General features: G+C 69.8%; 10 protein-coding genes. 3 read left to right on the top strand and 7 right to left on the bottom strand.

The annotated features are described in order from the left end of the window. Positions 1 to 206: hypothetical protein (locus ZRA01_RS03510; RefSeq protein WP_170182896.1), on the top strand; the 206-nt coding region annotated here is incomplete at its 5' end. A 28-nt stretch (positions 207 to 234) separates the two neighbouring features. On the opposite strand, the gene ZRA01_RS03505 is transcribed toward ZRA01_RS03510, so the two are convergent. The 5 genes from ZRA01_RS03505 to purM form a co-directional block, all read right to left on the bottom strand. Continuing rightward, a complete protein-coding gene (locus ZRA01_RS03505; protein ID WP_141349366.1) occupies positions 235 to 1,443 on the bottom strand; it encodes an ABC transporter permease in 1,209 nt (402 codons plus the stop codon). Continuing rightward, complete coding sequence (locus ZRA01_RS03500) at positions 1,440 to 2,153, bottom strand: ABC transporter ATP-binding protein (protein ID WP_174851584.1); 714 nt, start codon at positions 2,151 to 2,153, stop codon at positions 1,440 to 1,442. Before ZRA01_RS03500 ends, ZRA01_RS03505 begins: the two co-directional genes overlap by 4 nt. A gap of 46 nt (positions 2,154 to 2,199) precedes the next feature. Then, complete coding sequence (locus tag ZRA01_RS03495; protein ID WP_141349364.1) at positions 2,200 to 3,498, bottom strand: efflux RND transporter periplasmic adaptor subunit; 1,299 nt, start codon at positions 3,496 to 3,498, stop codon at positions 2,200 to 2,202. Beyond that, entirely contained in the window at positions 3,495 to 4,934 is a 1,440-nt protein-coding gene (locus ZRA01_RS03490; RefSeq protein ID WP_141349363.1) for an efflux transporter outer membrane subunit, read from the bottom strand. The genes ZRA01_RS03495 and ZRA01_RS03490 overlap by 4 nt, the downstream gene beginning before the upstream one ends. A gap of 303 nt (positions 4,935 to 5,237) precedes the next feature. Continuing rightward, positions 5,238 to 6,272: a phosphoribosylformylglycinamidine cyclo-ligase gene (gene purM / locus ZRA01_RS03485; RefSeq protein WP_141349362.1), complete on the bottom strand. Its 1,035-nt coding sequence runs from the start codon at positions 6,270 to 6,272 to the stop codon at positions 5,238 to 5,240. 199 nt (positions 6,273 to 6,471) lie between these two features. Between purM and hda the strand changes: the two genes are divergently transcribed. Together hda and ZRA01_RS03475 are read left to right on the top strand one after the other, a co-directional pair. Continuing rightward, positions 6,472 to 7,152: a DnaA regulatory inactivator Hda gene (hda, locus tag ZRA01_RS03480; protein ID WP_141349361.1), complete on the top strand. Its 681-nt coding sequence runs from the start codon at positions 6,472 to 6,474 to the stop codon at positions 7,150 to 7,152. An 11-nt stretch (positions 7,153 to 7,163) separates the two neighbouring features. Beyond that, positions 7,164 to 7,826, top strand: coding sequence for a histidinol-phosphatase (locus tag ZRA01_RS03475; protein ID WP_141349360.1), 663 nt, complete (start codon positions 7,164 to 7,166; stop codon positions 7,824 to 7,826). 62 nt (positions 7,827 to 7,888) lie between these two features. On the opposite strand, the gene ZRA01_RS03470 is transcribed toward ZRA01_RS03475, so the two are convergent. Both ZRA01_RS03470 and ZRA01_RS03465 read right to left on the bottom strand, forming a co-directional pair. Then, positions 7,889 to 8,791 carry a dienelactone hydrolase family protein gene (locus tag ZRA01_RS03470; protein ID WP_141349359.1) on the bottom strand — a complete coding sequence of 301 codons (903 nt, stop codon included), beginning with the start codon at positions 8,789 to 8,791 and terminating at the stop codon, positions 7,889 to 7,891. 209 nt (positions 8,792 to 9,000) lie between these two features. Beyond that, a complete protein-coding gene (locus ZRA01_RS03465; RefSeq protein WP_141349358.1) occupies positions 9,001 to 9,783 on the bottom strand; it encodes a Crp/Fnr family transcriptional regulator in 783 nt (260 codons plus the stop codon). Positions 9,784 to 10,111: the final 328 nt, after the last annotated feature.

Genomic DNA, 10,111 nt, shown 5'->3' with positions numbered 1-10,111 from the left:
TCGAGCATCTCGGCGACGTCCGCTCCGCCCTCATCGCCCGTGCCAACCTCGCCCTCAACCTCCTGCAGCGCGCCGCCCCCGGCGACCGGGAGCGGGCCCGCGACTTTCTCAACCTCGCCCTCGCCGACGCCCGCCGCTTAGGCATCCCCGAGGCCGGGCAGATCGAGGAAATCATCCAGCAGCACAAGCTCCAACCCGAAGCCTGACCCGCCGGCGAGGCCTCACCCCACCCCCTCACTCATGCCGGAGCGCCTCGATCGGGTCCAGCCTCGCCGCCCTGCTCGCCGGCACATAACCGAAGATCACCCCGATCGCCGCCGAGAAGCCAAAGGACAGCAGGTTGATGCCCGGGTTGAAGAGGTAGGGCACGTGCATCAGCGCGGCGCCGCCGATGGAGGCGAGGGTGGCGAGGGCGATGCCGATGAGGCCGCCCAGCGACGACAGCACCACCGCCTCGATCAGAAACTGCAGCAGCACCTCCCGCTCCAGGGCGCCGATGGCGAGGCGGATGCCGATCTCGCGGGTGCGTTCGGTGACCGACACCAGCATGATGTTCATGATGCCGATGCCGCCCACCAGGAGGCTCACCGCGGCCACGGCGCCGAGCAGGCCGGTCATCACCTTGGTGGTGCCCGATAGCGTCTCGGCGATCTGGCGGGTGTCCATCACCGAGAAGTTGTCGTCGTCGCCGGGGGCGATGTGGCGGCGCTCGCGCATCAGCCAGGTGACCTGGTTCTTGGCCACGTCCATCGAGGCTTCGTCCTTCACCGAGATCATCAGGGTGGCCACGTCGGTGCTGCCGGTAAGGCGGCGCTGCAGGGTGCGGAGCGGTACCACGACGATGTCGTCCTGGTCGCTGCCCATGGTGGACTGGCCCTTGGCGCCGAGCAGGCCGATCACCTCGCAGGAGAACTGCTTGACCCGCAGGGGCTGGCCGATGGGGTCTAGGCCACCGAAGAGTTCGCGGCGGATGGTCTCGCCGATCACGCACACCGCGGCGCCGGCGCGCTCTTCGGGGGCGCTGAAGACGCGGCCGGCGGCGAGCTGCCATTTGCCGGCGGTGAACCAGTCGGCGGTGGTGCCGGTGACGCTGGACGACCAGTTGCGCGCCATCGCCACCAGGGTGACGGCCTTGCTGGCCACCGGCACCGCGGCGGCGAGGCCGCTCACCTGGCTGCGGAGGGCGTCGGCGTCGGCCACCTTGAAGCGCGGCGCGCCGGCCGAGTCGCGGCCGGGGCCGAGCATCTGGCCGGGCCGCACGATGAGCAGGTTGCTGCCCAGGCTGGCGATCTGGTCCGACACCGCGCGGGTGGCGCCGTTGCCGAGGGTGACCATGGTGATCACCGCCGAGACGCCGATCACGATGCCGAGGATGGTGAGGAAGGAGCGCATCAGGTTGCGCCGGATCTCGCGCAGGGCGAGCTGCAGGGCGTTCCAGATCATGGCTGGCCTCCGGGGGCGCGGCGCTCGTCGCTGGCGATCAGGCCATCCACCAGGCGCACGATGCGGTGGGCGTAGGCGGCCATCTCGGGCTCGTGGGTGACCATCACCACGGTGATGCCCTGGTCGCGGTTGAGGGCGGCCAGCAGGTCCATGATCTCGCGGCTGCGGGCGGTGTCGAGGTTGCCGGTGGGCTCGTCGGCGAGGAGTAGCGACGGCCCGGTGACCAACGCCCGGGCGATCGCCACCCGCTGCTGCTGGCCGCCGGAGAGCTCGGCCGGGCCGTGATGCTCCCAGCCGGTGAGGCCCACCGAGGCCAGCGCGGCGCGGGCAGCCGCATGGCGGGCGGCGGCGGGCTCGCCGCGGTAGAGCAGCGGCAATTCCACATTCTCCTGGGCCGAGGTGCGGGCGAGCAGGTTGAAGCCCTGGAAGATGAAGCCCAGCGCGTGCCGGCGCAGGAGCGCCCGCTGGTCGCGGCTGAGGCCCTCGACGGCCAGGCCGCGGAAGCGGTAGCTGCCGCCGCTGGGGGTGTCGAGGCAGCCGAGGATGTTCATCAGCGACGACTTGCCGGAGCCGCTGGGGCCCATGATGGCCACAAAGTCGCCCTCGTCTATCGTCAGGTCGATGCCGCGCAGGGCCTGGAAGGCGGCCGCGCCGCTGCCAAAGACGCGGGTGACGCCCGAGAGGGCGATGAGGGGGTCGGGGGGGCTCATGATACGGCCCGTGCTGCGCGTGGTGGATGCGGCTGTAGGTGCGGCCTCATGGCTTACTCACCACTGCTTCGACGATCACCTCGGCGCCGGGCGCGAGGGGGCTGCCGGCGTCCACGGGGCGGACCTCCGAGACCTGGCCGTTGCTGCCCAGCACGGTCACCCGCAGCGCCCGGGGCTGGCCGCCTTCGAGCAGCCAGAGGGTCTGGCTGCCGTCCTTGGGGGCGGCCTCGGAGGCCACCTTGGGGCCGGCCGAGGGCGGCCGCGGGGTGAGGCTGGCCAGCAGGCTGCGCTTGGGCTGGCCGCGGCCGGCCGGCGGGGCGAAGCGCAGCGCGGTGTTGGGCACCAGCAGCACGTCGGCGCGGCGGGCGGTGGTGATGTCGGCGGTGGCGGTCATGCCGGGGCGCAGCAGGAGCTCGTCGTTGCGCACCTCGAGGATGGTGAGGTAGGACACCACCTGGTCCTTGGTCTGGGAACCCCAGCCGACCCGCGTGACCTTGGCCGGGAAGTTCTGGCCGGGCCAGGCATCCACATGGAAACGGGCCTCCTGGCCCTCCTTCACCTTGCCCACGTCGGCCTCGTCCACGTCCACCTGCAGCTCCATGCGGCGCAGGTCTTCGGCGAGGGTGAACAGCACCGGGGCGGTCATCGCGGCAGCCACCGTCTGGCCGGGCTCGACCTTGCGGGTGAGCACCACGCCGTCGATGGGCGAGTGGATGGTGGCCTTGGCGAGGCTGATCTCGTAGGTGGACAGCAGGGCCCGGGCCGAGGCCACGCTGGCCTCCACGGCCTTCTGGTCGGCTACTGCCCGCAGCGCCGCGGCCTGGCCGGCGTCGAGTTCGGCCTTGGAAGGCACCTTGCCGCCGGAGAGCCGCGCCACCTCCTGCAGCCGGGCCAGGCTGGCGGCGGTCTCGGCCACCGTGGCCCGGGCCTGGCCGACCCGCGCCTCGGCGGCGGCGATCTCGGCCTTGGCCTGGCGTACCTGGTCACGCAGCTTGGAGGTGTCGAGGCGGGCGAGCACCTGGCCCTTCTTCACCCGGTCGTTCACATCCACAAAAACGGTTTCGATGATGCCCGACAGCTCGCTGCCCACATCCACCGAGTTGGTGGGCTGCAGGTTGCCGTTGGCCGACACGTTGATGACCAGCTCGCCCTTACGCACGGGCTGGGTGAGGTAGCGCGGGCCGTCGTTGCCGTTGCCGCCGACCAGGGCCCAGGCGAGCAGCCCGGCGAGACCGAGGCCGGCCACCGCGAGGGCGACGCGGGCCTTGCCCCCGAGGCGACGGCGGCCGTCCTTGAGGATCAGCTCGCGGAGGGCTTCCGGTGAGGTGGGCTTGGGGGTGTTCATGGCGTGCTTTCGGGTGCTGGGGTTGCGGTGCCGTCGCCGGGCGACCAGCCGCCGCCCAGGGCCTTGTAGAGCTGGACGAGGGCGGTGAGGCGGGCGGCCTCGGCGCTGGCGAGGTTGTCTTCGATGGTGAGCAGGCTGCGCTCGGTGCTGAGCACGGTCTGGAAGTCGATGAGGCCGGAGGCGTAGCGGTGGCGGGCGTAGAGCGCGGCGTTGCGGGCGGCGTCGGCGGCATCGGCCAGCGCCTGTTCGCGCAGGCGGGTGTCGGAGAGAGCGACCAGGGCGTTCTGCACGTCTTCGAGGGCGCCGAGCACGGCCTTGCGGTAGGCGGCGAGCTGCTGTTCGCGCAGGGCGTCCTGCAATTGCACCTGGGCGCGCAGGCGGCCGGCGTCGAACACCGGGCCGCTCACCGACGCGGCCAGCGAGCGGGCCACCTGCCCGCCACCGGTGAAGGTGGACAGGCCCAGGGCCTGCAGGCCGATGCTGCCGCTGAGGCTGAAGGCGGGGTAACGCGCCGCCTCGGCCTGGCCGACCCGAGCGGTGGCGGCCGCCAGCCGGCGCTCGGCGGCGGTGATGTCGGGGCGCTGGCGCAGGGCTTCGGCCGGGATGCTCACCGCGACACCGGCGGGCAGCCGCGGCAGCAGGCCACCGCGGGCACCGTCGGCCACCGCCAGCACGTCGTGCAGGCTGCCCGGCGCGCGGCCGGCGAGCACGGCGAGGCGGTGCTCGGCGGCGGCGCGGCCGGTGTCGAGGGTGGGGATCTGGGCCCGGGTGGATTCGCGGTTGCTGCGCGCCTGCTCCACGTCGAGGGCGCTGGCGAGGCCGGCCTGGCTGCGCCACTGGGTGATCTGCAGGGTCTCGGTCTGGCTGGCCAGGTTGGCCCGGGCGATGGCGAGGCGCATCTGCGCGGCGCGCAGGTCGATGTAGTTGAGGGCGACTTCAGCCACCAGGCTGACGCGGGTGGCACGCAGGTCGGCCAGCGCCGCGGCGCGGTCGGCGTCCGCCGCTTCGACGGCGCGGCGCAGGCCGCCGAAGACGTCGAGCTCCCAGGCGGCGTCGAAGCCGGCGTCGTAGAGCGTGCGCTCGCCGCCGAGGGCGGTGCTGCGGGTGACGCCACCGCCAGCGCTGACACTGGGTGCACGCTGGGCGGCGGCAGCGTCGCGGCTGGCCCGCGCGGCGCGCAGGGCGGCCCGGGCGGCGTCGAGATCGGGGTTGGCCGCCAGCGCGTCGGCGACGAGGGCCGACAGCTGCGGGTCGGCCAGCTGTTCCCACCAGTTGGCGAGGCTCTGCGGTGAGGCGCTGGCGTCCGGCGACGGCGCCTGCCAGGCAGCGGGCACCGCGACCGCCGGCGCCCGGTAGTCCGGCCCGACACTTGCGCAGGCCGTGAGCCCGCCCGCCAGCAGCAGCGGCAGCAGACGAAGGGAAAGAGGTAAGGCCATGGGTGTTGACCGAGGGTGTGATGGCGGCAGGACGATCATGCCGCCATTGCCGGTAATCCGGGGTTAGCCCAGTGTAAAGGCGGGTAAAGAGGGCGTCGGAGCTTGCCCTCTCCGCCAGCTCCCACAACGTCATGTAGGTGCGGCTTCAGCCGCACTAAGCCGGCAAGACTGGGGTAGATCCTCCATTCCACCTCCGCGTGCGGCTAAAGCCGCACCCACATCTCACCTTGCACCTCCATGCAAAACGGGCCCCACGGGCCCGTTTTGATCAAACACCTGGCGCGCGGGCTACCCCGCGGCGGCTCAGACCACCACGGTCTGGGCCTGGCCCTCGGCGCGGGCTTCGATGGTGCCCAGGTTGTAAACCGTCTCGCCGGTGGAGCGCAGCTGCTCGGCGGCCATCGCGGCGTCTTCGGCGGCGACGATCACCACCATGCCGATGCCGCAGTTGAAGACGCGGTACATCTCCTGGGCGTCCACGTTGCCGGCCTGCTGCAGCCACTGGAACAGCGGCGGCATCTGCCAGGCGTCTTTCTTGAGCACCGCGGTGACGTTGTCGGCCAGCACGCGGGGCACGTTCTCGAGGAGGCCGCCGCCGGTGATGTGGGCCATGCCCTTGACGAGGCCGGCACGCTTTTCCATGAGCGCCAGCAGCGACTTAACGTAGATGCGGGTCGGCTCCATGATGACGTCCTTGAGCTTGCGGCCGTGGAAGTCGGCTTCGAGCTCGGGCTTGGCGATCTCGATGACCTTGCGGATCAGCGAGTAGCCGTTGGAGTGGGCGCCGCTGGAGGCGAGGCCGAGCACCACGTCGCCCGGGCGGATGGTGGAGCCGTCGATGATCTGGGATTTTTCGACCGCGCCGACGGCGAAGCCGGCCAGGTCGTATTCGCCATCGGGGTACATGCTGGGCATCTCGGCGGTCTCGCCACCGATCAGCGCGCAGCCGGACAGCTCGCAGCCCTGGGCGATGCCCTGGATCACGGTGGCGGCGGTGTCGACATCCAGCTTGCCGCAGGCGAAGTAGTCGAGGAAGAACAGCGGCTCGGCGCCCTGCACCAGGATGTCGTTGACGCTCATCGCCACGAGGTCCTGGCCGACGGTGTCGTGCTTGTTGAGCTGGAAGGCCAGCTTGAGCTTGGTACCGACGCCGTCGGTGCCGGAGACCAGCACGGGCTCCTTGAATTTTTTAGAGATCTCGAACAGCGCGCCGAAACCGCCGATCCCGCCCATCACCTCGGGGCGCATGGTGCGCTTGGCAAAGGGTTTGATACGGTCGACCAGGGCATCGCCGGCATCGATATCCACACCGGCATCGCGATAGGTAAGGGAGCTCATGGGTTCTGTGATCTCTTTTTGAAGCGGCCGGACGCCACCGGAAAACGCTCATCGGGTTGAGCGCCCCGCCGTGACCGGCTACATTAACGGGCCTTGCGCCGCGGATTGCCGGGGGATTTCCGCCCGCCGCGCGCAAACAAACCCGAATTTTAGCCGAAATGTCGCCGCCCTGCCCGCCGGGCGCCGACCCGAGGATCGCGTGAAGCAACTCACCCTCGACCTGCGCGCCGACGCGCCGCCCGTACTCGAAAACTTCGTCGCCGCGGCCAACGCCGACCTGCTCGCCGCCCTCTACGAGGCGGTGCCGGTGGCCGACGTGCCCCAGCACATCTTTTTGTGGGGCGACGCCGGCAGCGGCCGCAGCCATCTGCTGCGCAGCATCGTCACCGCCGCGGCCCAGGCCGGCCGGCCCGCCTGCTACCTGCAGGCCGCCGACGTGGGCGAAACCCTGCCCGAGGCGCCCGGCCTGCTGCTCGCCATCGACGACGTGGAGGCCCTCGGCCCCGGCGCCCAGATCGCGCTGTTCCGGGCCTTCAACGGCGCCCGCGCCCAACGCATGACGCTGATCACCAGCGGCTGCGCCGCGCCGCTCCACCTCCACCTGCGCGAAGACCTGCGCACCCGCATCGGCCAGAGCCTGATCTTCGAGGTGAAGGCGCTCACCGACACCGACCGCGAGGCGATCCTGGCGGCCCAGGCGGCCACCCGCGGCCTGCGCCTCGAGCCCGAGATCGTGCAATACCTGCTGCGCCACGGCCGCCGCGACCTCACCAGCCTGCTGCGCACCCTCGACGCCCTCGATGCCGCGTCGCTGGAGCGCAAGCGCGCCATCACCCTGCCCCTGCTGCGGGAAGTCCTGCAGCGCGACCTCAGCTGCTGAAACGACAAAAAATGGATCTCGTCCTCTTCGACCTCGACAACACCCTGCTCGCCGGCGACTCGGATTTCGAGTGGGCTCAGTTTCTGATCACCAAAGGCGTCCTCGACCGGGAAGTCTATGAGGCCCGCAACCAGGCCTTTTACGACCAGTACAAGGCCGGCACCCTCGACATCTTCGAGTTCCTCGACTTCCAGCTGAAGCCCCTCGCCCGCCACAGCCGCGCCCAGCTCGACGCCTGGCACCAGGAGTTCCTCGACACCCGCATCCGGCCGATGATGACGCCCCAGTCGCAGGCGCTGGTCAAGGAACACCTCGAATCCGGCGCCATCGTGGCCATCGTGACGGCCACCAACAGCTTCGTCACGGGCCCCATCGCCCGCGCCTTCGGCATCCCGCACCTGGTGGCCACCGTCCCGGCCCAGGAGAACGGGGCCTTCACCGGCAAGCCCCGCGGCATACCGGCCTTCAAGGCCGGCAAGATCGAGCGGGTCGAGGCCTGGCTCGAGAGCCTCGGCCTGTGCTGGGAGAGCTTCGAAAAGAGCAGCTTCTACAGCGACTCCCACAACGACCTGCCGCTGATGAACAAGGTGAACAACCCCGTCGCCGTCGACCCGGACGACACCCTCCGCGCCCACGCCACCGCCCAGGGCTGGCCGGTGATCTCGCTCAGATAGTGGGAAGCAGGGAGTGGGAAATGGGAAGTGGGTGGCCAAAGCCTCCCCCCCCTTATTTCCTACTACCTACTACCCATTCCCCATTCCCCATTCCCCACAGCCCACCGCTCCAGCCAGGCCAGCAGTTTCGCCCAGCCGTCCGCGGCCTCGGCGGCGCGGTAGCTCGGGCGGTAGTCGGCATGGAAGGCGTGGCCGGCCTCGGGGTAGATCACGAACTCGGCCTTCTTGCCGGCCTTGGCGAGATCGGCGCGCATGTCTTCCACGTCCGACACCGGAATCCCCTGATCCTGCGCACCGTAGAGGCCCAGCACCGGGGCCGAGATCTTGTCGACCAGATCGAGGGGATGGCTGGGCGTGAGCGCGCTGGCCGTGCCCGCCAGCCGGCCATACCAGGCCACGCCGGCCTTGAGCTTCGGATTGTGGGCCGCGTAGAGCCAGGTGATCCGGCCGCCCCAGCAGAAGCCGGTGATCGCCAGCCGGGCCGCATCGCCACCGTTGGCCGCCGCCCAGGCTGCGCAAGCATCCAGATCGCCCATCACCTGGGCGTCCGGCACCTTGCTGATCACGGTATTGAGGATCTCCGCGACGCTGGCGATCTTCGTCGGGTCGCCCTGGCGGCGGAACAGGTCGGGGGCGATCGCCAGATAGCCCGCCCGGGCCAGCCGGCGGCACACGTCGCGGATGTATTCATGGACGCCGAAGATCTCGGAGACCACCAGCACAGTGGCGAACGGGCCCGCCCCCGCCGGCCGCGCATGATAGGCCGGCACCACGGCACCGTCCGCACCGCGGACACTGATGTCACCGACGACGAGCCCGTCGGCCGGCGTCTGCACCACGCCCTGCCCGATCGCCGGCTGGACAGCCAGCGCAAAGGCCGCCGCCAGCGAGGCGCCCACAAAACTTCGGCGGCTGAAAGGCAGGCCGGGAACGAGGCTGTCGAACTCTGGGTTCCGCTCTTGCATGGCTGGTGCTCCTGCTGGTTGGAAAGAGCACGCAGGATAACCCGAAGCACGCAAAGAAAAGGGGCGCCTGGCTTGACCACTGCAGGCACCCCGGTCGGGCGGTTGCCCGGCCCCACGATCACATCGGCTTATCGGCGATGAACACCGGGGCGCAGCGCCCGGGGCGTCGATGGATCAAGGGACTTCTGAAGAAAAATTGAAACTCAGGCTCAGGCAAACGCGCCGTAGCCGCCCGACCGGCCCGGCCTTTCGAACGGGCTGCTGCGGCTCGGCCTGGCGGCGGGAGCCACCGCGGCTCGCCGCTCGGTGCAGTGGCGGCGGCAGAAGGCCTGGAAGAGGGTCACCTGCTTGCCGTGCACGTGGATGTCGCCGGCGTCGGCAAGCTCGCGGAAGATCCGCGACAGGGTCTCGGGGGTGAAGCCCAGGCGCGCGGCCAGCACATGCTTGGGGATCTCGAGCTCCAGCACCACGTCCTGCCCCGCCCCCAGCGAGGGGCCCGCCAGCCGGCAGAGGTAATCGACCACCTTGGCCGAGCCGGACTGGAAACAATCGGCGGCGATCTCCCGCTCGATGGACGACTGCCGCTGGGCCAGCGCCGCCAGCATGCGCCGGGACACGCAGGGGTCCTGCTCGATGGCGCGCAAGACCGCGTCGCGCCCGATGGCGAGCGCCACCACCGGAGAGACCGTCTCCACCGACGAGACATAGCTGGCGTCACCAAACAGCTCGGCGACGCCGAAGAGCTGGTTCGGCGAGAGGATCTCGATGACCTTCTCGCCGCCTTCGGGCGAGGACACGGCCACCTTCAGGTGCCCGGACATCACATGATAGAGCGCCTTCGGACGCTCGCCTGCAGCATAGACAGGCGCCCCCTTGGGCAAGCTGAGGATCTGCACCGAACGGGCGACCTCGGCGGTGACCGCCGCCGGCAGACCGCGAAAAATCGCCACCTCGCCGAGCACCAGTGAAAGATCTTCAAGACTCGCTTGCATCGCATTTCCTCGCTTGATTCAAGTTGGGAGCGACGGTCTGCACGCCCCTGAACACAGCCCGCAGTCTATGAGCCTGGGCCAGTCAAAATTTGACTTACATCAAGCGTGCCTGCTTACCCCGAAAGGATAGACTACTCCTTTAGTGATACAAGAAAGAATCCAAAAACAAAGCATAACAATCTGTTTATTATAAGGTTTATAAAAATCCACGCGTCAGGCCCGGCGCCACCCCGTGCGAGCTGCGGGATTTCACCTAACACCATTTTCTCTCCCGCCATGCCACCTCCGGATCGCCGGCGCGGCCTGACAGCCTCACAATAGCGCCCAC

It is taken from the genome of Zoogloea ramigera, assembly GCF_006539865.1.
Taxonomy (GTDB): domain Bacteria; phylum Pseudomonadota; class Gammaproteobacteria; order Burkholderiales; family Rhodocyclaceae; genus Zoogloea; species Zoogloea ramigera.
Note: the sequence above shows the minus strand (reverse complement) of the source record. Positions and strands in the feature narration are given on the sequence as shown.